The sequence below is a fragment of the Vibrio kyushuensis genome, from assembly GCF_050337325.1.
GTDB lineage: Bacteria > Pseudomonadota > Gammaproteobacteria > Enterobacterales > Vibrionaceae > Vibrio > Vibrio kyushuensis.
Map to the genome: position 1 here is coordinate 266,521 of NZ_JAKJSV010000007.1, position 22,715 is coordinate 289,235.

The window sequence follows — 22,715 nt, forward strand, 5'->3', positions numbered from 1 at the left end:
GTTATTCACTTAGTTCCTTCAACAAAACAGGCAACGTACTTTTCTCATATCTCCGATTCGATGTAGTGAGTTTACTATTTGATTCCAGTTCGAACAATCGGTTAAGCAGTTTCCTTTTGGAGTTTCTTGTCAGTATCTTTCTATCTCTAAGAAGCGCCGCATGAACAACAACAGAAACATCCATGCGAATTACCGCTAGCCAGCATGACAGCGACGGATTCAAATACTTAGAATTTAGCAATGTTTCAAATGCGACTTGATATATGTGTAGCAGTTCAATGACCAAAGACTCATCTTTAATGAAATAGTGGAGAGCGTTTGAATCTGGATTTAACTTCACCTCTACGGCATTACGTAGGTGACAAGACAAAAATTTTTCAACATCGCTACCACTATTAGGCCGAATTTTACTGACCTTTTCAGCAGCCATAGGTGTATAGGCATCATATGAAAAAAGTATAAAATCACAGATAGCGATGAGAGCTTTTGCACATTGATAGCTTTTAAACTGTTTATCACTATACTCATGGCCATCTTTTTCATTAATCAACAAAGACATTGCGGCCCACATACGAGTTTGATACATACAATAAAAATCATATGTACTTATTCGTTCTTGGGGAAATAGTTGCAGTATTTGATCTAACTCTTGTTTATTACCTTTTATAACCAGATTCTTGAAACACAGGTCATAATAAAAGACAGTGCTACGCTTTTTTCTCAACTGCTTGCTATTCCATACAAGTAGATCAACCCACGTCACACCAAGCAATTCTTTAATTTCTTTTTTAAACATTGGTATTAATGATGTTACTTTGGCTTTATCTTCTGTTACCAGTATCAAATCTAGATCATTATAAATACAATCTTTTCCATCAACATTTTTTACATAAGGGGTCTCCCCTCTTCCCATACTACCATATACAATAACATAATCTAAAATATCAAATTGTTTAAAATACAAGCTGAGTCGTGAGTTATCCATTAATGCTCTCCACTACTGTCGGATTTTTAGTTTCCGCTAGCATTTCGCTCTTTATAACTTTATTTTCAATAAATCTAGATAGAAAGCCTACGTCAAACAAATACCTCGAAAGAATGATAGTAGATGCGTATTTAAATTTTCGCATCAAACTAGGGCTACGTACTTTTCCAAAAACATTTTTAACGTATGTCTTGTGCCGTAATAAAAACGGTCCGATAGAGACTAAAAATGACAGCATAGCCAGTGCAGGAGATAATAAGGCTATTAGCGGTGCGGATAGTAAAAGTAGTAGTGAAACGAGTTTTAGTACGCCGTTTAACTTCGTTTTCAGATAGGTTCCACTGAGTTGAGATATATCATACGATCTTTTTCCGTCAGTATACTGGACTTTAAGGAAAGTAGATAAATCACTTGGAAAATAGTTATATGCTACTAAACTTGTGTCGAATATATGGTTTATATCCTCCCCCAAATTACTGATTCTAAGTAACAAACTACTCTCATCCCCTCGTACGGGAAAGAAAGAGGGAAAACCATCAACTTTGTCCAATAGTTCTCTACTAAACACCATATTTGCGCCAATTAGGTAGTTGTCGACGCCGTACAAATTGCTGTCGAAGTACATATCCCAAACTAGGTTTTCAGTTTTTGACTCTAGATCAAACACAGGACCTGAAACTATATGAGCGTCGGAATTTCGATTGAGAATTTTAACCAAACTAATTGCCCAATCTTCGGCCACATACCCATCGCCATCAATATAAGCGATGTAGCTAAAACCTTCAAATGACTTGTACGTGTTCCTTGAAATGCATAAATTGCAATGCTCTATTTTAACATAGTTAAAACCCTTATTTTCTCGAGCAAACTTAAATGCTATATCCTGAGTTTCATCTGTTGATGAATTATCGACGCAAACAACTGAAAAGCATCCTTTTAAATTATGCTTTTCAATTGAAATTCTAAGGCTATCTAGGCAGTGGAAAATACCATCTTGTTCGTTATAGGCACAAACTACTACTAGTACTTTTTTGTTTGACATTTACTAATACCAAATTAGGAATTGAAAATTAAAAAACTCACCAAAATAAGACCTATTTACATGGGAAATTTATAGAAATCCTCGTAATTAAATTCGCTAGAATCTTCAAAGGTACTCTGAATCATCCAACACTTCTGTTAAGCCCATAAAATTATCTACATTATTTTCTGATCATTTCCGGCTAGCAGCTTCGCTAAACTAGCAATAAAGAAAGCAACGCACAGAGTCAACTAACAAATATGAATGCATTGAATTTAGCAATTCTTTAGCATTTGATTGCTTCGAACTTATGTAATATAGAACCGTAAATTCTAACCCTATGAGCTGGATTTTTCTAACCTCAACGAAACAACTAGACCCATTGTTTTTATACTTGAGCTATAAAACTCTAAGTCAGCTGAAACACCAAATGTATGCTCGCTAATACCAGACAGGGGGAACGGCACGGAAAAATCATGAACATCCCCCGTCAATAAAGGCTCGCTAGAACCTTCAAAAGATACTCAGAATCCATCGCACACATCGCTTCAAGAAGTCCAACCTAACTTCACCGTAAAGTCGAATTGCTTTCCAATCATCTTGCCCGGACAGAACGACACAATTGTTAACAGAATGATATCAGTTAACTTGTGCTCGACTTTGCCTTGTTGACGGTAATCTGGAATGACATCGAAATGCATAAATGGGTGCTGGTTACTCATAGGTTGACCTCCAATTTGTCAATGGAGCTATTAGAAAACACTGAAAATGAACTACAAATCGATCATCATAAAATTGATTGTTATGTGATTAGGCTAACTAACGATATTCAAAAATTGAGAACTCACTAACTCATCAACGCATTAAACATGGGCATGTTCATGAATTTTCCCTGTGAGCGGTCATATGAACCTCGTAAAGTCTTACCGTGAGTCGCGTGACTTCACCTTCCGTGAGTGTGTGACAATCTTTCATCCAAGCTATAAAGCTTTTTTGCAAAGCTGTTGGACTAATCATGCCCACCACTCGGGACAACGTGTCTGCAGATCGAATGCTAGCTACAAAGTTAACATATCGTTTTGAGAAATCTAAGCGAGCGTTGCCAAAATCAATAATACTATCCCAACCGTCATGGCCTGACAAGACACCACAAATAGTCAGCAAAATAATGTCCGATAATTTATTGGTCAATTTTACTTTCTTGTCGATATTCTTTGATGATATGAAAATGCATAAATTGGTTCTATAATTCGCTCATATTATGCCTCCGAAATAGACTCGGAGTTATTAAAAACAATGGGAATTATCTACAAGGTGGTCATTTATTTCATAGGGTTACATAAAAACTCTGCGATGGTTATAACCTAAATACAAAAGACTCGCCTCTCACGAGCCCTTATATATCAAGGGTGTTCATCCGGTTTCCCTGAACTAGCGGGTTATCTATCATGCTGATTTATAGTAAAAACTGCCTTTGTCTATTGCAGCTCTAATTATATCGAAATATATATCGAAGACTTGCTCTAAACGTCCTTAATTTCAGGGAAAATACATTAGTGCCTTTTTACACAAGGAATGAAAGCTTATATTTTACCGTACAGTACTTCCGCAAGTCTTAAATAACTTTAATATAATCTAAAAACATACTACTGACATTATTCTGGTATAAGCCTGTATATATACTGAAACACTTGATCTTCAAGTTAAAGCAGGTTTTATTATCATTTCGACGCTTCAATGTGGAAATAGCGAAATATCCAGAGCATAGGTGCCCTATATTTACTTAGGCTTTTTATAATCTTGCCCTGCAATCAAATATTGTATAACTTTAGGTCGAATTATATTCCTAACAACATAACTAGAACCTTCGAAGGTCAAGTGTCCATAGTCCCATACTAAAAGAGTATTATTTTCATCAACTTTAGCAAGACAGCCTTCATCGTCACATAAGTTGCTATACAAAGAGATATATGAAACATCGGTGTCAAAAGTTTTCAATTTCATTTCTTCATCTACAACCTTAACTCTATCGTCAAAAGTAAAATCAAAAAACTTAACATCATTTTTATCCATATGCCTCCTGGCTACAGTTAATGGCAGCGATGGTAGCCATTGTGGTACTGGACCTAATATAATAATATTAGACGTGACCCCTCTTACTCTTAGTTTTTTAATTATTGATTCATACTCGTTTACATGGTGATATATGCGTTGAGCAAAGATTATAAATTTTGGATTATTACGCACCACGACTTCGAATGCCTTTTCATTTGAATAATCGCAAGCTCTATCTACAGGAGAACTTTGTTTTCTCTTCAAAATTGAAGGAGCACAGCCAGATGCAGTTACCTGGATGAATTCTATTTCAGGTATCTTTTTAATTATTCCGTGAGCTACGGACTGAGCGTGAGAATCACCCCAAATGAAGCCTTTTAAACTACTGCTGTCAGTATAAGAAGTACAAGACTTATCAATTTCATCATGCACACGTTCATTCACAAAATCATAGTAGTTACATCTAGTATATAAATTTAAATATTCATCACTAAATATACTATTTTTTAAATCAAGATAATTTCTATATTTTGATACAAGTCTTGAACTTTCATTCTCATTAAATTCGAGTATATTGTTGTTAACAACTATGCCAGAGAAAGATATAATACATATGAACACTACGGTCTTTATCTTGTTTGGGAATTTATTATACTCAATAAACTTGTAGGATACAAAACCAAGAAATAACGTAAGAAGTAAAACAGATATATCATGATATGAAAAAAAGTTTTTGTTTATAATAATCAATGGCCAATGCCATAAATAAATAAATAAATAGAATATGACCATTTACCCAAATATTGAAATGGAACATTCTTCGTAATCAAGCTAGATTGTTGATTTGCAACAATCATTAAGTAAGTTCCAATAACTGGAATTAATGCAGTGTGGCCAGGCCAAGGCACATCACTTGTTACAAGTGTATATGATGTAAGTATCAGCACCAAGCCAATAATCTCGATAAGTTTACTTTTTTATCTGATAAATTCCAAGGATAGATAAAAGCCATACCTCCTATCATCATTTCCCATGCTCTTGTAGGAAGAAGATAGTAAGAAAAGTCTGGCCACTTCACCGTAGCTACAACACTAAAAATAAAACCTAAAACAGTTCCTATAGCAATTAGTACTTTCAAGCATTCTAAAGGAACAATTTTATTTAAAACAATAAGCACAATAGGATAGATGAAATAGAACTGCCACTCTGTAGAAAGAGACCATGTATGTAACAACAATTTTCCAGAAGATGCATTGTCAAAGTAACCAGACTCCGTCCAATAGACTATATTCGATAGAAAGCTCATACTGCTAACTACATCTTTACCAAGAATACTGTAATCTTGCGGTATCAGATAAAGCCAGCCAAAAATCAAAAGTGCCAAACATAGAATGGAAAGGGCTGGAATGATTCTATTAGCACGAGCCAAGTAAAACTTGAACAAACTAAAGTTACTTTTCTCTAATCCCGTAAAAATAATTCCTGTCATCAAGAACCCAGAGATAACAAAGAACACATCAACCCCTGCAAAGCCACCAGGAGCCCACATAGGGTTAAAATGAAAAAGAACAACAGCAATAATAGCTATCGCTCTTAGGCCATTTATGTCATATCTAAACGTCATTATACATACTCAAAGGAATAACTATATAAAGTAGAAAATCCCAAATACTATTAGTAAGAGGCATTGCTTGATTGTCACACACACGCGAAAGGGATATCTATTACCATCTTTATAAATAAACGCTTACCAAGAGGTTGGAAAAAGTTGAGATGTAATTATATTTAATGCATCATATAATTAGCTAATTTCTACTAAAAACATAAGCAACACGTACTATTCTAGCTATGTGACAACATTATAATATCTACGAAACTCCCAAAGGAATATTTCATTTTTTTTTCTAAAGGTGCTTTGGTCGTATTCATATTCCTTAATTTCTCTTCCAGCTCGTCATAGTCTTGATAAAGTATTCCAAAGTCCATAGACTTAATTAAATCTTCTGCATCCTTTAACGTGCTTAATTTAAGTACCGAAGGGACATCTGATATCAAATACTCAAAAAGACGGTTGGGTACATTCATTTCGCTAAAGGCGTTAATATCTTCGTCTTCAACATAGTTATGTAAAAGTCCAGCTGTGTATCCTTTCAGGGAGCCGTACGAATTAAAATCATTGAGATCTAAAGCTGAGTCGATATGAATAAATGTTGGATATTTATCTTTTAAGCAATCGTAAGGGTTACCCTCTTGATAGTTCATAGTATCTATGTCATCAACAATTTTTAGACAATTTAAATGGACATGGATCCCACGTGACGCTAGCTCTTCCATTACATCAACATAGTTGATCCTAGAGCCTCTTCTAGATCCATTTCTACCATAAGTAGCAAATCTTGCTAATATGATAACACTAGGCTCATTAGAGCTATGGTGGTTCACGGCTGCTATTTTCGAAATTTTGTTCATCAGATATTGTGATCTCCAATCCTCATTTCCAAATGATGTCTTGTATTGAAGATCAACGTTATAAGTTGTATTAAATGATTGTAAATTCCTTTCCGATGGAAGAATTAAATGGTGAGCAGCACAAATAGCTACTTTTTCATCTACGCGATATGAACAACGATGTTCTTGATAAGAGTGTACGATATTTATAGGTGACACTATACTAAGTGCCCAAACTGAATAATTAACACCGTCTGAATCATTGTTTCCAGACCAAACAAAATCGTATTTGCTCTCTGTTAACACCTTCCGATATATTTGACTGGTAGTTAAATAAAAGACAACATTAGTTATCAATATCAAAAACTTTTCCAGAAATCCTGGTAGCTTAATCTTTTTGCTAGCTAAAAAGTTAAGAACTCTAATCCAAAAGTTAGCGACTACGGTCATTTTAAATGTGACTAAAGTGAACTTTTTAGAGAAATTTGGCTCTAATTCTTGGCACTTTTCGAAAACTTTCTTCACCATCAGATCATTTTCATGAGTGACCCAAGTGATATGATCAATATCCTTATTATTCAGGATATCTAAGTACCTTAATGGAGACCCGTGAGTACTCCCGATCCTAAGAATTCGCATTTATACTACCTTCTATTCGACTGTACATTGTGCCTACTTTTAAAGCTAACAAAATCATTATTAGCACTTCTACAACTACCAGAGATATCAACGCACCAAAATCATATAGATGATTTACTAAAAATGGAGAGATCAAACAATATAGCAAAGAAAATATGCAAATTAGCTTAATAAGATATGAGTCTTCACCTAAAGGCATCAGATAGAACATCGTAACCGAAGTATTAAAACCGATAATAGGCAATAGTATGACCATATATTTCAATAATGAGCTAACCTCATCCCAACCCTCACCAAACAGAACGTTAACTATAGTGTCACTATAGACATGAATTACCAGCGCTAATGAAGTGTTAATTAATGCTATCAATGCAATTGCTTTAAATGCGGGTTTATGAACGCTTTTTCTAGAGAGGCTAGACACCTTTGCAAAGATGAGCCTAATCAGCGGTTGAACAGCTCCCCGCACAGAACGTAATATTTTATCTGCATATGAATAAAAGCCTGCATACTCAATCGGAGCTAGAACCCCTAGAATTATTACCCCCCCAGATGAGTATGTATTGGACATAAACTTAAAGGCAAATAATTTAGTCGAACCTTTAATTACAGACTTTAAATCAGTCAATGACGGTTTTATGTAAGTTACGCACTTAAAAACCAAAGTATATGAAAAAACAAATGTCAGTGCGTTTGAAACACAAAGTAAAAGTAGGACAAGATCGACGTTTATTTCAGATATAACACTACAATAGATAATTAAGCAGGACATTAATGTTTTTATAGTACTCTCGCCCATGGATACTATTCTTACTTTACCAATTCCTTGATAAAACCAGTTAATATTCAGCCCTTGAAAAACCCCGATCCCGATGCAATACAGTAGTAACGCATATCCAACTTTTTGAAAAATCAGTTCAAAGATAAGAAGTAATATAGCGCATAATAATATGATAAGTGATTTTATAGTTAATACAGAAAAAAAGTAACTACTAATAATACCCCTATCATCTTTATACTTTGATGTATGACGAGTGCCACTAAAATCCATTCCAAACTCTACAGCTAACGCAATGTAAAATGCTATCGCTTGAAATAGTGCTAACTGCCCTAATTGCTCTTTTCCCAACGCTGTTGCTAGAAAAGGTATCATTAAAACAGGCATAACCATAGTTACGAGTTGGAGCAAAGATAAAGCGGCAAGATCTTTGACTATAGTTTTTATTTTGTGAAAGAGCATCTTTTAGATAGCCTTATAGCCACTCAAGTAACTTTGGTCACTCCAGAAATACTCCCACTCTCCAAACCTTCCAACTGACTTAATGCAAGTTTCATTAAGAAAGTTTAAAACTATGTTTCGGTCACTTTCCATCCCATTATAGAACACAACATTTCCATAGTTTAAATGCTTGTGTTTCATGAAAAGAATGTCGTCTTCTTTGCAAATTCCATCGGTAAGCAGATGCGTTTTTACATTAGATATCAATTCACTTTTATCTAGTCTTGACTCAGTTGATAGATTATATATTTCAAACTGCATAGAAGACTTTCCTTTAGGCACATTGTCTGGAGACTTTACCGAAGGGGAATATGCTCTAGATGATAAAATATCTTCATCATAAATGTAATACCATAGACTTTTTGGTATATTTTCTCGATTAAATCCAACTGAAATCAAGTCAACTGTTGTCCATAACAATCTGTCGCAAGCAAGACTAACTTTTTCCGGAACATTGGAAAGCATGCCTATAATTACTGGAAGAGGCAATGAGCTAACAAGTTTGTCATAAGAATAAGAGGTACCATCGACAAATTTTACGACTTTATCTCTAGTGTCAATTTCCATTACTTTTTTGTTATAGTTAATTCTGTCTAGATTTGGTACTTTTGATAAAAAGCTGAAAAAACCGCCCTTCTTTGGATATCTCATTTCTTTAGTGTAATAATGGTTTTCCCTATTTTCCGTAAATGCGCCTCTCAATATTTCATCAATATCTAGTTTTCTCATTCGTTCGCCAACCCAAGTAGTCGACAACTCTTTGGCTGCTAGACCCCAGTACTTAACAGTATATTTCTCTGGGTATCTCGATGAAAATACATCTCCATATTGAGCCCTTAGCCAATCTGAATAGTTTTCGATCGGGGCTTCCTTTCTACAAAACATAGATGAAATGATACTAACTTTATCTTCTGAAGAAAGTGGATATAGGTTATTTTGAATTGGGTGCTTGAGCCAGGTACCGTTTTCGATACAAAAGCAATCAGGTTCGTGTTTATAGGCTTCAGTCATGTCAAATAGAGAGCGTACAACCTCATTTTTTGTGAACGACAGGTGTACAGCATTATCAAATCTAAAACCATTTATAGAAAAGTTATCAAGTAAGCCACCTGGTGTAGAGTTAGCTTCAAACACATTCACATCCAAATTTAACTCTTGGGCTCTGTTATATGCTCCTAGACCCGCAGCTCCCGCGCCTAATATAACCAGCTTATTTTTCACAATCAATGCACTCTGTTAGTTGAGCCGTTAAATTCTCCGTCCAAGGTTAAAATCTTTTATTGTTGATAGAAGAAGAATTCTTAGCGATTAAATACAAAACCTTTTTTCTTAGTTAGCAAAATACTGAACTACACTTTTCTTATACGTAGCCATCACTATTAATTAGAAGAACTTCCACTCCGATGGAAGTTAATACATGCAATAAGATATCAACTAAATAGTAATACATCCGAAAATTACAAATAAGAAAGATTATTATTTCAATAAGTTACGTTCTAAGAGATATTTTTTAAGTCCATCTTGCCAAGACCTTATAGTACCGATTCCAAGCGCATTTAATTTAAAGTTAGTTGCAGACTCATTGTCAGAAACCTTAGCAAGTCTGTTAAAAGTGTTTTTTTCTGCTGGCAACACTTTTACATCAATTTGAGCTATCCTCAATATTTCAGCCACATATTCATGACGAGAAGCAGTCCCCTCACTAACACAATTAAACAAACCTACATATTCTAATGTTATAAGCTCAACAATAGTACTAGCCACATCTAGAGCATAGGTAGGGTTACCTACCTGTGTCGCATTAGAGTAAATAATACCATCACTAGCTTTAGCTTCTACAATTCTATTGGCGACAAAGTTCTTTTTTGATTGCCAATTTCCGCCAAACAACCATCCCGTACGGATAATGAGATAGTCTTTATTATGGCTCTTAATAAAGTTTTCAGCACTATATTTAGATTTATGGTGTACCGTTGTAGGAGACACTTTATCATACTCAATATAGGGCGTTGCCTTCCAGTCACCGTAGAGCCCTGTACTACTAATAAAAACAAGCTTGATACCAAGCTTTTCTGTCGCTGTTGCCAATATTTCCGAAAAAAGGCTGTTCTCTATCCAGCATGACTCTGGCTGTTCCTCACAAAACTCTACGTTGGTATTAGCGGCACAGTGTATTAGCACTTTCAAATTGAGTGTAGAAAGCAGCTTTACAACTTCTTCCAATGAAGTGTGATTTGATAGCTTACTACGTGTTAAGCTCAGAGGCTCGTATCCTGAACTTGAAATAGCTTTAACAACTTCACTTCCCAACATTCCTGTTGATCCAGTTACTCCAATTCTCATAGGCTTAACCTTTCAGTTTAATAGCATTAAGTTCGCGGTTTTCTGACTCATCAGGATCATGTTCAATAGATGCTAAGTTCAATATTAGACTGGTATTATTAGAAAGCCCTTCAAAAGCTACCCAAACGCCAGGCTGTATTGTCAACCGTGAGTAGCAATCCAATCCAATGTCATAGTGTTTGGTTTCATCGGTCTGTTCACAGTAAACATGAAACCTTACCAAACCTACCGGCACAATCAGGTTTAACACCATGCGATTATGCTTTTTCCATCCTTTAATTTCACCTGAGTAGATATTGGTAAAGTAACCTTCACCAAATCCATGATATGAATCCTCAGATGACTTTAAAGCTCGGTAGATATCCCCTTTAACGTTGACTATCTTCTTTAACTCTACAATGTTTACAAAGTCATCTAGCTTCATTTCAATTGGCCCAAGTGAGTTTTCTTTCTTCCGCTTTGTTCTCATACTCGTCAATTTGTGCCAGTGTCATATCCATCATATTTATAGACTCTTTATAAAAAGAGTAATACCACTCAGCAACAAACTTAACGCACTCACTGTAGTACAGATTCGCTTCCCATTTTAGATGAAAAAGGCCCTTGTCACAGTTAAGTTTTAATAATCCAGCTTCATGAAATGGGATATTATCAGTAACTGCATAGCCATCTTTAGATGAGTCAATATTCCAATAAGTGCCTAAATCTTGCAAAAGTTCCAAAACGGTACGGTTTTGCTCGGATTTAGGTCCGAAGTTAAATGAATGGCCATTTAGTGACTTATCTTCACTAAGTTTGGCTGCAAGTGTCAGATAACCGCTTAATGGCTCTAAAACATGTTGCCAAGGACGCGTTGATTGAGGGCTTCGAATTTCAACCTTGTCACCAACAGACCAGCTTTTCATACAATCAACAACTATTCTGTCCTTAGCCCAGTCACCACCGCCGATTACATTGCCAGCTCGTCCAGTCACTAGCCTTACTTTGTCATTGTTTTTAAAAAACGATTCATAATAAGAATGAAAAATAACCTCTGCAGCGCCTTTTGAGGCACTGTAAATATCTTTACCACCTAGGTGGTCAGTCTCTTTATAGCCCCATTCCCACTCGACATTCTCATAACATTTATCAGACGTAATAAAGACTGCTGTTGTTTCAAAATCAGCTTTTCGAAGAGATTCCAATACATTCGCTGTACCAACAACGTTACTCGTAATAGTATCAATCGGATTCTTGTAAGACTCCGAAACAATCGGTTGAGCAGCTAAATGAAAAACAAAATCAGGCTGAACTCGGTTAATGTGAGATGACAACGACTCTAAATCTCGAATGTCACAAATTATATGCTCAATTTTATTCTCTAGACTCAATTCTTCAAACATTGAAGGGGTTGTCGGGATACAATCAGATATTCCTGTAACTTTTGCACCTAGTTTCAATAACCAGCATGTCAGCCAAGTGCCCTTGAAACCAGTGTGTCCAGTAATTAGTATTTTCTTATTTTTAAATTTGTGACTATACATTCTATTAATCCCAACTTTTCCACGGTGCCTTGTTTGAATCCCAAAGCTTTTCAAGATGATTTTTATCTCTTAACGTATCCATCGGCTGCCAAAAACCTTGATGCTCATAAGCCATAAGTTCTTTATCAGCCGCAAGCTGCTTAAGAGGGTACTGTTCCCAAACAGTACTATCATCATCGATGTAATCTATAACCTCCGGAGAAAGCACAAAGAATCCACCATTAATCATGGCGCCATCTCCTTTCGGTTTTTCCTTAAAGCTATTTACAGTTCCATTTTCAATGTCTAGAGCACCGAACCTACCCGGCGGATAAGTTGCAGTTAACGTTGCCTTTTTTTCATGTTTTTTATGGAATTCGATAAGTTCGGAAATATTGATGTCACCAACGCCATCACCGTAAGTAAAACAAAATGACTCTTCGTCTTTTAGATACTCTTTAACTCTGCGTAAACGACCGCCAGTCATAGATTTGTCGCCAGTATCAACAAGAGTAACTGTCCATGGCTCTGCACGCTTCTGATGAACAATCATACTATTTTCTTTCATATCAAATGTGATATCAGACATATGCATAAAGTAGTTAGCAAAGTACTCTTTGATTACATAACCTTTATATCCACAGCAGATTACAAAATCATTTACACCATGGGATGAGTACATCTTCATGATATGCCAAAGTATAGGCTTACCACCAACTTCAACCATTGGTTTAGGCTTAATTGATGTTTCCTCGCTAAGCCTTGTACCTAACCCACCAGCAAGAATTACTGCTTTCATTTTATCTCCAAATACTGAATTCGATTTCCATAGCTTACGCACAATGATACGCAAAGAATTGTTAGTTTTAAAGTATTGCGAGTCTACTCTCCTCCATCTTGGGTATATCCCAAGATGGATACGCCCTAAAGGCACATCTAGTGATTATCTTCTTTGGACAACGCATAGCGCACCAATACAATAGCAACACCCAAAATTAGCCCCAATAGTCCTCCACCTAATACCAACAAAACACGCTTTGGGGCGTCTCTATCAAGAGGTTGTTGAGGCCTTTCGAGGTATCGAAATGTATTAAACTCGACGTTTCTGTTTATCTGTGTGTTCTGAAGTAACAACAGTTTTGATTCTACTTGATGTAGCCTTGGGTCAATCAAACTTAAGTTATTTACACTTTTCAAAGCACTAATTTTTGCTTTAATAGCGTCATAACCTAAGCTAATAGAGAATATTTCTTGCTCACCTAAATCCTGAATGGGCTCGCTGACATTAGCTGATTTAGCTATATCCAATGCATACTCCGCACGACGAATTTCAACTTCTAGCATCTGTTTAGCTTGTGAGTTTAGAGCCGACTTTTGCTGCAGAAGCTCATTTTTCTTACTTGTTATTAGCGCCTGCAGGTTTAAAAGCAAATCTCTTTGTACTAATCGCGAAACATATAAAACATAATCATTTAGCATTTTGTAACTGTCGGATTTCGTGGTTGCTTGCATCGAAACATCAAACACCTCGACTTCATCTCGATACCCTTTAACTTTCAGAGCCAATAACCTTCCAAACCATTCTCGGTATAACCTTCGGGTTGCTTCATCTACCTCATAGAGGCTAGTGCTGGCTTCTAGAGGCAGTCCCGATTCACCCTTAATTTTATTGAAAAGTGGATTATTGTCTAGAAAGTCTTTCTTGTTTTGATTTGAATTAAAGGCTGTTATGAATGCCAAAAAGATAGCTTCTGAGTCAACCAAGTCATCCAAAGCATCACTGACGATCAAGGTACCTTTGTCAGAGTATATATCAAACAACGGTTGGAACTGTTTTATCTGCAATCGATATTGGGAATAGTCTTGGGTTTGAGGAAGCGTTATTCGTGCTCGACTAGTCCACCACTCTTGCGCTGTAATGGCGTAAACAACCGCAATAGTCGAAACAACCAGAGCAGTTAAAGTCACAACCCATTTGCCACGCAACAAAACCCCAAAAAGTTCAAATAGATCCACGTCATCATTTCGGGGCTCAAAGCTGGGATTCTCTCGAGGCAACTCTGGTAAATCAGGCGAGTGATAATTTGTTCCAACTTGCTTCACATGAACTCCTTTTAAGAAACCTATAATGCTCTAATACGCTACCGCCCTTGAGTCAAGCCCTCAAAGGCTAATATCGCTAATTAAATAGTAACTTCAACTGTCCATAGCTAAGGGCTATGTATCGGCGAAAGTGTACAAGATGTGGGGGGTAGATACTAGCGATAACACTAAAGATTAGTTACTAAAAACATGTGGTGGTATACTTTTGTGAATCAGATAATATTTAGGACTTTTTATGATCATTGTAACTGGTGGGGCTGGTATGATTGGCAGCAACATTGTCAAAACACTTAATGAACAAGGTGTCAGCGACATTTTGGTTGTCGATAATCTAAAAATCGGTAAGAAATTTCAAAACCTCGTCGATTTAGATATTACTGATTATATGGACCGAGATGATTTCCTGGTTCAGATCATGTCTGGTGAAAACTTTGGGCCTATCGAAGCAATCTTCCATGAAGGCGCTTGCTCTGCCACTACAGAGTGGGATGGTAAGTACATGATGCTCAATAACTACGAGTACTCTAAAGAGCTTCTTCACTATTGCCTAGAACGTGAAATCCCATTCCTATATGCCTCTTCCGCTGCAACCTATGGAGAAACTGACACCTTCATTGAAGAGAAACAATACGAAGGCGCACTTAACGTATACGGCTACTCAAAACAGCAGTTCGATAACTATGTACGCCGTTTATGGCAAGATGCAGAGGCACACGGTGAAAAGCTTTCTCAGATTACAGGCTTTCGCTACTTCAACGTTTACGGCCCTCGCGAACAACACAAAGGTTCAATGGCATCGGTTGCTTTTCACCTAAACAATCAAATGAATGCAGGTGAAAACCCAAAGCTGTTTGCGGGAAGTCAAACGTTTAAACGTGATTTTGTTTACGTTGGTGACGTTGCTTCAGTCAATCTTGAGTTTTTACAAAATGGTCAGTCTGGGATTTTCAATTTAGGCACTGGTAATGCTGAGTCTTTTGAAGAAGTAGCTAAAGCAGTCATTGAGTTTCACGGCAAAGGAGAAGTCGAAACCATACCTTTTCCAGAACACCTTAAAGGCGCCTATCAAGAATTCACTCAGGCTGATTTAACCAAGCTTCGAGCTGCTGGCTGCCAACATCAGTTTAAAACTGTTTCGGAAGGTGTTACTGAATATATGACCATCATCAATCAATAGCGCTATCAACCAATAATCTAAGTTTGCCGTCATTAAACCAAGGATTTATCTTATAGCTCTTGGCTTTTTTATTTTTGATGCCCGCAGAAGGTTTCCCTGTGACTAAAACACGCAACGATTACGACCCAAAAGCATACAACCCTACGTTTCAACGCAGCTTTCTCACACCAAAGCACTGGGGAACTTGGCTAGGTCTACTTTTGGGCCTTCCGTTAACACTGCTTCCTAATCTCATTCGTGTTTCTTTAGCACGCTTTGTTTCAAAAAAAATGTGCAAAAATAGAAAAGGCTCTGTGCAAAAAGCGAGAATCAATTTACAACTCTGTTTCCCAGAAAAAAGCGAACAAGAGCGAGAAGCTATTTTAGAAAAGTGCCTTATAACTGCAGGTGCTTTTTTATTGGGTTTTCCCGCAATTAGCTTAAGAAGTAAAAAGTGGCTTGAGCAAAACTCATCAATTATTGGACTTGAATACCTTCAAGAGCTGCAAGATAACAATCAAAGTGCGATTTTACTCGTCCCTCACTCATGGTGTATTGATATCCCAGCTATCTTGCTTGCATCAACAGGCCTACCTGTATCAGCAATGGCGAACAGTCAAAAGAATCCTCTAACAGACTGGCTGATGCACAAACAGAGGGTTCAATATGGTGGTCGTGTTTATGATCGTAGCGGGGGCATCAAACCATTCATAAAATCAGTCAAAGATGGTTATCTCGGCTACTACCTACCCGATCAAGACCATGGCCCACAACAAAGCGTATTTGTTAATTTTTTTGCCACAGAAAAAGCGACTCTTCCAGGGCTAGGAAAATTGGCAAAGGTTAGCAAAGCAAAGATTGTTCCAACCTTTGCTAGCTACAATATCGAGACTGGTCAATATGAGATTGAGATAAAGCCACCTATTGATGAGCTTTCTGGTGATGAGTACATAGATGCTCGTGTAATGAATAAAGTAGTAGAAGACTTTGTTAACCCTAAGCCTGAACAATACATGTGGATCCTAAAGTTGCTCAAAACTCGCCGAGATGGTAATGACCCTTATGTGGGATACTAAATAACAAAGCTATGGAGTTGCATACGAACGTACGCAACTCTTTTATATTTACACTTTTGAGTATTTAAGTCGCTTAAATTCGGATATTACATCACCAAGCGGGGAATTAAGTACGCACCCATTCACAACCTCTTGATACTTTTCTACATAAGCGCACGCCATCACATCTGCATTAAATAACTCTCTTGCATATTCATGGCACTGAGTAGCACTAAAATGACTAGCATTGGCTACAGCCTCTACCAGTTCGGACTCTTTAGCAGAAAGAAAACCTACATCAGCATGTATAAGTTCGGGCAAAGACCCGTAAGGAGTGCTAAATACCGGACAACCAAAATAGAGACTCTCCGTAATCGCCAAACCAAATGGTTCATGCCACGTCACTGGAAAAACCAGCCCTTTCGACTGGGTCATGATCTTTGATTTAACCGTATCATCAACCATGCCTAAAAAGCGTACATGTTTATCTAGCGTAAGTCTAAAGCCCATCTTCAGATTCAGACGATGTCCACCAAGAACATCAAGCGGCTGCTTCGATTTTTTGGTTATATCGATAGCGCCCTGTACATTCTTCACCCGCCAAGCTGCTTTGCCCAAAAAATGAAATCGCTCACGAGTCGAAGTTAGGTCCGGTTTAAGATAGTTATCCCAATTTAGGCCATTGTATACATAAGCTTCACCACCATGATTCTTCGCATGCCGTGAAGATACAAACACCGTGTTTGGATTTATCGGTCCGTCAGAGTTCCCGTGCTGAGTCAAAATATACGGAACATCTATCTCTTCAAAATTAGAGTGAAAATGAACAACTTCAATATCTTGAGGAAGCTGACTCTGTAGCGGTACGTCAGCTTGATACTCGATGACTCTAGCCCAATCACATTGAGTTCCCTTTCCCGCAAGCAAAGTCACTTTGTGTCCTAACAAATGCAGAGAATAAACAAGATCCCAGATAACTCGCTCTGTTCCACCATAGTTAACAACAGGCAAAGTGGCTCGGGTATACATTAGAATATTCATAAGGCCCTAACTTTTTTGCGCAGTAATTTTGGCAAGTACCGCTTGATGAACGCACTCGGGGACAAATTGTTGAATTTCACCACCATGAATAGCAACCTCACGAACCAAAGTTGATGATAAAAAAGCGTACTCTTCTGATGGAGTAAGAAACAGGCTTTCTAATTCAGGCTTCAATCGACGGTACATGGTAGTAAGACCAAACTCATACTCAAAATCCATGGTCGTTCTCAACCCTCGAACTAAGATTGTCGCATTTTGCTCTGATGCGAAATCAACTAATAACCCGCTAAATCCACCAACAGAGACATTAGAAAGCTCTTTTGTCGTTTCTCTTAACAAGCTCACTCTTTCATCTAAGCTAAATAAGGTGTTTTTACTTGGGCTGGCTGCAACACCTATAACAAGATGATCAAACATACTTGCTGCACGCTTGACAAGGTCATAATGCCCATTGGTTACGGGGTCGAACGTTCCTGGATAAACTGCTATACGCATGACGGTCCTTAAATAATTCTTATTATTACTGATTTCTATCACTTATATCGTGTGGAGCTAACGCATGCTCAAGCCGCTCTATTACACTTCCAACCTCTATATGCTGCATTAGTTTACTTCCTTTAACTCTAGCGCCCCAAGGTAATTCCTCAACTGACTGACCATACTGCTCTTCAGCCACTTGCTTATACGCTGACACAGTATAATCCAAACTATTATAAGGGCCCGTTCGGTTAGGGTTACTGTGCGCATATAAACCAATCACTTTTGTCCCTTGAGTCGTTGCAATATGAGCAGGACCAGAATCAGGGGCAATAACAACGCTCGCTTTTTTGAGTACTGCTGTCAGTTGCTTTAGCGATGTCTGCCCAACCAAATCTACCACTGGAGAGGCCATCTTCTGTGCTATTTGAGATGAAAGCAATTTCTCACGCTCAGTTGGGGCACCACAAAGTACTACTTGTAACCCTAGATGATAAGCGTGATCAGCAACCTGCGCGTAACGCTCAACAAGCCAATTACGTTCATCCTTGCTCGCAGCAGGGCTAATCACAATATAAGGTTGATTGGAAAGTTCGGTGGCCAGTAAGGAGTCTTCAGAGGAAATAGGAATTGACCATGCTGGAGGCTGCTTCTTGCATCCGATAAATTGTGCAAACTGAGCGAAATTATCCAGTACATGAGGGGCTTGAGTCTTGGGAAGCTTTTCATTGGTAAATAGCCATTGAGCCTCTTTAGCACGCGACCAACTAAAGCCAAGCTTAATCTTCGCTTTTATTCCTAAGGTCAGCAAACTTGCACGCAGAGCAACCTGCATATGTAGTAGGTAATCAAACTGTTGACCGTTTAACTCACCCCAGACTTCGCTCATCCCTTTAAACCCACGTTTTTTATCAAAAATAACGACCTTAATACCATCAAGATCACCAAGCAGTTGTGATTCGATCTTCCCCATAATCCAGGTTATCTGACATTGTGGATAGGTTTCTTGAATCTGCTGAACAACAGATAGAGCATGGCAAACGTCACCGATAGCAGACAGGCGAAGAACGCATATGGATTTGGGTGTAATACTATTACCTGTCATGACTTACCTTTAACGGCATCATTTCTTCGACTGCGTCAAGCACTTGCTTAGGCGTGATATCTAGTAAACATGGAGAATAGAGTTCATCACTCACTCGACATTTATTCGCATAGCATGGAACACAGCTTTTATCTGACTGCAAAAGTGTAATATTTCTTACCCGCTGGGTAGTCACTCCATTTTTATACAAGTTTTCTTGAACGTTTATAGGTTCTTCATAAGGCCAAGGAGACCACTTGCTAGCAGGAGCAACACTAATGATAGAGACAATCGGAATCGAGTATCCTGATGCAAGATGACCTGGTCCACTATCTGGACCAACAAAGCCATAGCTGCCCTTTATGACAGTTGAAGTCTGAGCCAAAGATAATTTACCCAACACACTGATTAATTTTTCCGAGCTAGGCAGCTGCTTTACTATCTCTTCAACAATAAACACATCGCGCTCTAAGTCTGCCCCAGTGAGTACAATGCTATAACCATTTAAAAGTAGAGATTCAATAACCTCAACCCAATATGAAACAGGCCACTGCTTTATCTCATTTGAAGAAGGTGCATGGATCACAATGTAATCTTCAGGTAACTGTTGAACAATATCCGTTGGAAGCGCTTCTTCAGGTGAAATTAAACGAGGTACAGCCTCAACGTCAATCAGACCTAACATACGAGAAGCGCGACTCATTTTGTGTTCAAATCGGTGCTGCTCTGCAATGTGCTTAGAAAAAATTATTTTTTTAATCCAAGAGGTCCCTAGTGACTCATCAATAGCGCCGAGTTTATATCTGCCAAATATTAGGCTGTAGATAGCAGTTCGATCGTTAAGCATCTCATTAATAACCAAATCATAGCGGCCATGATTTCTCAGGAGACGAAAGTAATCAGCGGCAGATGGTCTTGGTGGGATCTCAACCAAATTATCAATGTCGGGATTTGTACCAAAGACCATCTCCCCTCGAGCATTAACCAATACATCAATCTGTGCAGAAGGGAATGCCTTTCGTAGGCTTCTAGTAAATATTGAAATCAGCAAGCTATCGCCAATACAATGAGTGGCGATAACTAAAATTTTTCTATAGCGCTGTGAATAACTCATTTATCGTTAATGTGTTTGATATACTATTTCCCTTAGTATGCCACAAACCAGCCAAACCGAGACAGCGATTCATGTTTACTATCAAGCAAATCCATAACACTACTTATTGGTATGACCCGTCTCAGTTAAGCGAAGATGTTGAACTCGCTTTTTGCATTGATTACTGGAAAGACGAAAATGCGATTTTAGGTAGCGCAAAAGGTCGTGGTACTACCTGGTTCGTTCAAGGAAAAATAGAAGCGCTTGCGCTTAGGCACTATCATCGAGGAGGATTATTTGGAAAAATAGTCAAAGATAGCTACCTTTTCACAGGCTTAACCCGTACTCGCGCATATCAAGAACTAACCTTGCTAGAAAAGCTTATCAGCAACAACGTAAATGTACCTAAACCTATCGCTGCAAAAGTTACAAAAACCAGCTCACTCTCATATAGTGCTGATATTCTTACTCAAAAAATTTCTAACGCTAAAGATTTGGTAAAGATACTAAGCTCACAATCACTATCTAAAGCATCACTTCATAGTATTGGCGTCGAGATAAGAAAAATGCATGATGCTGAGGTTAATCACACGGATCTTAATATCCACAATATTATGATCGATGATAAAGATAAAGTATGGATTATTGATTTTGATAAGTGTTGTCAGCAAGCAGGGAATAAATGGAAAGAAGGAAACTTGTCTCGTTTAGAGCGTTCTTTCGACAAGGAGGTAGAACTTGGCAATATAGATATTACCCACTTTTGTTTTGAGGAAATTAAAAAAGGGTACTCCAATAGCACCCTAGATAAGTAATATTACTCTTCTTTTAAGCCAAATAATTTACGAAGTTTCTTTTTTTTCTTGTAAATATGCCCACGGACCACCACCGATAAAGGTCGCTTAAAGCTCACCACTTTAGCCAATTGAACTTGCTCTTCAAATGGTTTATTTCCATGCTCCGAGAAAAATCGCTCTAATACTATTTTTGCCCAGTTTTTTTGACCACTGGTTGAGTAATCATTCACATATGTTCGAGCTGCATTTAATTTATAATCTTTAGTAAGAGCCTCAGACAAAGCGAATTGTTCAATAGTATGAGCTTTACAGCTAGCTTCCATCATTCCAAGTATTAGTTCGTCCGCATAGTCAATACTATGAGACATTGAACGACTAATACCTATAACTCCGGAGTTCCACATTACCGATGAGTCTAGAACTTCGTAGTTGCTACTATCTGAAGTTAAAATCTGTTTCCCTTTTAGCTTCCCATACTCCGATTCTTGAGGTGCGTTATATATATTTGTTTCTGGATAAAAAAGAACAGCATTTTTATCGCTTATCAAATCAAACAACTTGCTAGATGTTTTTTTAAAATGAGTGTCCGCATCAAAAAATATAAATTTATTTATTTCTGATGGGATGAGATCCATAACGTACCTCAACCCTCTATTTTTAATCCTGAAATGGTATTTACCTTCACAAGTCCATTCAGACTTCTGTTTCTTAGATATCGGGTAGACAGTAAATGGTACATCAGAAAAAAACTCAGGTTTCTCAGTTAAAACAAAAACCTTAGGCCTGTCACTTTTAGGAATATATGATAAAAATGAAATAAGGCTAAACTTAGCTCCATTGTAGTACGTGACATCATCTCCATATACGATAGATACAATTGCATTACTCATTCTCTTCCTCAGAAATATCAAACAGTTGTTTTTGTTTTTTACTTATGTGGCTACGGACATCTCGACGGTACCAATCTTTGATAGCACTACGAATAGTCGCATACCTACCAGACTTAGCCCCATTAAGTTCGCTTGAAAATAGCCCACTTTTACTACCTTGAGCTACGAGTGGTGGCTGGCACCAGTAAATCGAGTAACCTAGATTTTCATTTTCGTTACCAATAAAGCCATCAATCGGCGCTTCAACAGACTTAGATTCAATAAATGAAACCATTTTCTCTGCAAAAGCTAAATCATACACATAACCACCACATAACTTATTAGTGGCACACAGATACAATGTTTGATTAGGCTTTCGGCAAGAATAAGGAACAGATGTAGCCGCATCCTCTATATTAACGAGATAGCACTGCTTGCCTCCTAACTCTTCCAAGGATTTTTCTAATCTATCAGTGAAGCTATCAATGAGTAGCACATCATCTTCAAAAACTAACACTTGCGGAATGCGTTCCTTCACGGCTCGCTTCATAACTAGATAGTGCTTATAAAAGCAAGACATTTCAGCTAGTCGAAGGGTATCAGTAAAGAATTCATTGCGAACATCTTCACTCAAATCATCTATATCTCCACGGAGCATATATTCATAATCAGTAATACCACGCTCTGGCAAATGAGAATCGATATGCTGTCTACGGTCTTCATAGCCTTTACTAACATGAATAATAAACGTTCTAATCATAGTGAACT

General features: G+C 37.6%; 21 protein-coding genes and 2 pseudogenes. 3 read left to right on the top strand and 20 right to left on the bottom strand.

What is annotated here, in order from left to right; all coding sequences use genetic code 11:
• Position 1: 1 nt before the first annotated feature.
• The 14 genes and pseudogenes from L4D20_RS16965 to L4D20_RS17030 form a co-directional block, all read right to left on the bottom strand.
• Positions 2-985, bottom strand: coding sequence for a hypothetical protein (locus L4D20_RS16965; RefSeq protein WP_428802769.1), 984 nt, complete (start codon positions 983-985; stop codon positions 2-4).
• Positions 978-2,027, bottom strand: a complete 1,050-nt coding sequence (locus L4D20_RS16970) for a glycosyltransferase family 2 protein (RefSeq protein WP_428802770.1) — start codon at positions 2,025-2,027, stop codon at positions 978-980. Before L4D20_RS16970 ends, L4D20_RS16965 begins: the two co-directional genes overlap by 8 nt.
• A gap of 522 nt (positions 2,028-2,549) precedes the next feature.
• Positions 2,550-2,728, bottom strand: a pseudogene (locus tag L4D20_RS16975) (transposase family protein); the annotation flags it as partial.
• A 170-nt stretch (positions 2,729-2,898) separates the two neighbouring features.
• A pseudogene (locus tag L4D20_RS16980) lies at positions 2,899-3,240 on the bottom strand (ISAs1 family transposase); the annotation flags it as partial.
• Positions 3,241-3,785: 545 nt separating this feature from the next.
• Positions 3,786-4,682 carry an SGNH hydrolase domain-containing protein gene (locus L4D20_RS16985; protein ID WP_428802771.1) on the bottom strand — a complete coding sequence of 299 codons (897 nt, stop codon included), beginning with the start codon at positions 4,680-4,682 and terminating at the stop codon, positions 3,786-3,788.
• A 319-nt stretch (positions 4,683-5,001) separates the two neighbouring features.
• Complete coding sequence (locus L4D20_RS16990; RefSeq protein WP_428802772.1) at positions 5,002-5,685, bottom strand: acyltransferase family protein; 684 nt, start codon at positions 5,683-5,685, stop codon at positions 5,002-5,004.
• 218 nt (positions 5,686-5,903) lie between these two features.
• Positions 5,904-7,148: a hypothetical protein gene (locus L4D20_RS16995; RefSeq protein WP_428802897.1), complete on the bottom strand. Its 1,245-nt coding sequence runs from the start codon at positions 7,146-7,148 to the stop codon at positions 5,904-5,906.
• Positions 7,135-8,388 (bottom strand): oligosaccharide flippase family protein, encoded by a 1,254-nt coding sequence (locus L4D20_RS17000; RefSeq protein ID WP_428802773.1) that lies wholly within the window; start codon positions 8,386-8,388, stop codon positions 7,135-7,137. Before L4D20_RS17000 ends, L4D20_RS16995 begins: the two co-directional genes overlap by 14 nt.
• 3 nt (positions 8,389-8,391) lie before the next feature.
• Entirely contained in the window at positions 8,392-9,648 is a 1,257-nt protein-coding gene (locus tag L4D20_RS17005; protein ID WP_428802774.1) for a protoporphyrinogen/coproporphyrinogen oxidase, read from the bottom strand.
• A 255-nt stretch (positions 9,649-9,903) separates the two neighbouring features.
• Positions 9,904-10,770, bottom strand: a complete 867-nt coding sequence (locus L4D20_RS17010) for an SDR family oxidoreductase (RefSeq protein WP_428802775.1) — start codon at positions 10,768-10,770, stop codon at positions 9,904-9,906.
• A gap of 4 nt (positions 10,771-10,774) precedes the next feature.
• Positions 10,775-11,194: a dTDP-4-dehydrorhamnose 3,5-epimerase gene (locus tag L4D20_RS17015; protein ID WP_428802776.1), complete on the bottom strand. Its 420-nt coding sequence runs from the start codon at positions 11,192-11,194 to the stop codon at positions 10,775-10,777.
• Position 11,195: 1 nt separating this feature from the next.
• Entirely contained in the window at positions 11,196-12,293 is a 1,098-nt protein-coding gene (gene rfbG, locus L4D20_RS17020; protein WP_428802777.1) for a CDP-glucose 4,6-dehydratase, read from the bottom strand.
• A gap of 4 nt (positions 12,294-12,297) precedes the next feature.
• Complete coding sequence (rfbF, locus tag L4D20_RS17025; RefSeq protein WP_428802778.1) at positions 12,298-13,071, bottom strand: glucose-1-phosphate cytidylyltransferase; 774 nt, start codon at positions 13,069-13,071, stop codon at positions 12,298-12,300.
• A 137-nt stretch (positions 13,072-13,208) separates the two neighbouring features.
• Entirely contained in the window at positions 13,209-14,375 is a 1,167-nt protein-coding gene (locus tag L4D20_RS17030) for a Wzz/FepE/Etk N-terminal domain-containing protein (RefSeq protein WP_428802779.1), read from the bottom strand.
• A 235-nt stretch (positions 14,376-14,610) separates the two neighbouring features.
• Between L4D20_RS17030 and rfaD the strand changes: the two genes are divergently transcribed.
• Positions 14,611-15,552, top strand: coding sequence for an ADP-glyceromanno-heptose 6-epimerase (gene rfaD / locus L4D20_RS17035; RefSeq protein WP_428802780.1), 942 nt, complete (start codon positions 14,611-14,613; stop codon positions 15,550-15,552).
• Between the two features lie 98 nt (positions 15,553-15,650).
• The gene (gene lpxM / locus L4D20_RS17040; protein ID WP_428802781.1) at positions 15,651-16,607 is read left to right on the top strand and encodes a lauroyl-Kdo(2)-lipid IV(A) myristoyltransferase; all 957 of its coding nucleotides are present in this window, start codon (positions 15,651-15,653) and stop codon (positions 16,605-16,607) included.
• A gap of 48 nt (positions 16,608-16,655) precedes the next feature.
• Here the strand turns inward: lpxM and L4D20_RS17045 are convergent, their stop codons facing one another.
• From L4D20_RS17045 to L4D20_RS17060, 4 genes are read right to left on the bottom strand one after another with little or no spacing between them, the layout of a single operon-like run.
• Positions 16,656-17,615: a glycosyltransferase gene (locus L4D20_RS17045; RefSeq protein WP_428802888.1), complete on the bottom strand. Its 960-nt coding sequence runs from the start codon at positions 17,613-17,615 to the stop codon at positions 16,656-16,658.
• 18 nt (positions 17,616-17,633) lie between these two features.
• On the bottom strand, positions 17,634-18,122 hold the full coding sequence (gene coaD / locus L4D20_RS17050) for a pantetheine-phosphate adenylyltransferase (RefSeq protein ID WP_428802782.1): 489 nt from the start codon (positions 18,120-18,122) through the stop codon (positions 17,634-17,636).
• A 25-nt stretch (positions 18,123-18,147) separates the two neighbouring features.
• On the bottom strand, positions 18,148-19,209 hold the full coding sequence (locus L4D20_RS17055) for a glycosyltransferase family 9 protein (protein ID WP_428802783.1): 1,062 nt from the start codon (positions 19,207-19,209) through the stop codon (positions 18,148-18,150).
• On the bottom strand, positions 19,199-20,302 hold the full coding sequence (locus L4D20_RS17060) for a glycosyltransferase family 9 protein (protein ID WP_428802784.1): 1,104 nt from the start codon (positions 20,300-20,302) through the stop codon (positions 19,199-19,201). The genes L4D20_RS17055 and L4D20_RS17060 overlap by 11 nt, the downstream gene beginning before the upstream one ends.
• Positions 20,303-20,373: 71 nt before the next feature.
• Between L4D20_RS17060 and L4D20_RS17065 the strand changes: the two genes are divergently transcribed.
• Positions 20,374-21,096, top strand: a complete 723-nt coding sequence (locus L4D20_RS17065; protein ID WP_428802785.1) for a 3-deoxy-D-manno-octulosonic acid kinase — start codon at positions 20,374-20,376, stop codon at positions 21,094-21,096.
• A gap of 2 nt (positions 21,097-21,098) precedes the next feature.
• Here L4D20_RS17065 and L4D20_RS17070 read toward each other — a convergent pair whose 3' ends face one another.
• Positions 21,099-21,968 carry a hypothetical protein gene (locus L4D20_RS17070; protein ID WP_428802786.1) on the bottom strand — a complete coding sequence of 290 codons (870 nt, stop codon included), beginning with the start codon at positions 21,966-21,968 and terminating at the stop codon, positions 21,099-21,101.
• Complete coding sequence (locus L4D20_RS17075; RefSeq protein WP_428802787.1) at positions 21,961-22,707, bottom strand: glycosyltransferase family 25 protein; 747 nt, start codon at positions 22,705-22,707, stop codon at positions 21,961-21,963. Before L4D20_RS17075 ends, L4D20_RS17070 begins: the two co-directional genes overlap by 8 nt.
• Positions 22,708-22,715: the final 8 nt, after the last annotated feature.

Coding starts and splice junctions, on each gene's coding strand:
- rfbF (WP_428802778.1), bottom strand. CDS start 13,071: ATGAAAGCAGTAATTCTTGCTGGTGGGTTAGGTACAAGGCTTAGCGAG.
- rfbG (WP_428802777.1), bottom strand. CDS start 12,293: ATGTATAGTCACAAATTTAAAAATAAGAAAATACTAATTACTGGACAC.
- L4D20_RS17055 (WP_428802783.1), bottom strand. CDS start 19,209: ATGACAGGTAATAGTATTACACCCAAATCCATATGCGTTCTTCGCCTG.
- L4D20_RS16965 (WP_428802769.1), bottom strand. CDS start 985: ATGGATAACTCACGACTCAGCTTGTATTTTAAACAATTTGATATTTTA.
- L4D20_RS17070 (WP_428802786.1), bottom strand. CDS start 21,968: ATGAGTAATGCAATTGTATCTATCGTATATGGAGATGATGTCACGTAC.
- rfaD (WP_428802780.1), top strand. CDS start 14,611: ATGATCATTGTAACTGGTGGGGCTGGTATGATTGGCAGCAACATTGTC.
- L4D20_RS16995 (WP_428802897.1), bottom strand. CDS start 7,148: ATGCGAATTCTTAGGATCGGGAGTACTCACGGGTCTCCATTAAGGTAC.
- L4D20_RS17060 (WP_428802784.1), bottom strand. CDS start 20,302: ATGAGTTATTCACAGCGCTATAGAAAAATTTTAGTTATCGCCACTCAT.
- L4D20_RS17045 (WP_428802888.1), bottom strand. CDS start 17,615: ATGTATACCCGAGCCACTTTGCCTGTTGTTAACTATGGTGGAACAGAG.
- L4D20_RS17065 (WP_428802785.1), top strand. CDS start 20,374: ATGTTTACTATCAAGCAAATCCATAACACTACTTATTGGTATGACCCG.
- L4D20_RS17015 (WP_428802776.1), bottom strand. CDS start 11,194: ATGAAGCTAGATGACTTTGTAAACATTGTAGAGTTAAAGAAGATAGTC.
- L4D20_RS16970 (WP_428802770.1), bottom strand. CDS start 2,027: ATGTCAAACAAAAAAGTACTAGTAGTAGTTTGTGCCTATAACGAACAA.
- L4D20_RS16990 (WP_428802772.1), bottom strand. CDS start 5,685: ATGACGTTTAGATATGACATAAATGGCCTAAGAGCGATAGCTATTATT.
- L4D20_RS17075 (WP_428802787.1), bottom strand. CDS start 22,707: ATGATTAGAACGTTTATTATTCATGTTAGTAAAGGCTATGAAGACCGT.
- L4D20_RS17010 (WP_428802775.1), bottom strand. CDS start 10,770: ATGAGAATTGGAGTAACTGGATCAACAGGAATGTTGGGAAGTGAAGTT.
- L4D20_RS17000 (WP_428802773.1), bottom strand. CDS start 8,388: ATGCTCTTTCACAAAATAAAAACTATAGTCAAAGATCTTGCCGCTTTA.
- coaD (WP_428802782.1), bottom strand. CDS start 18,122: ATGCGTATAGCAGTTTATCCAGGAACGTTCGACCCCGTAACCAATGGG.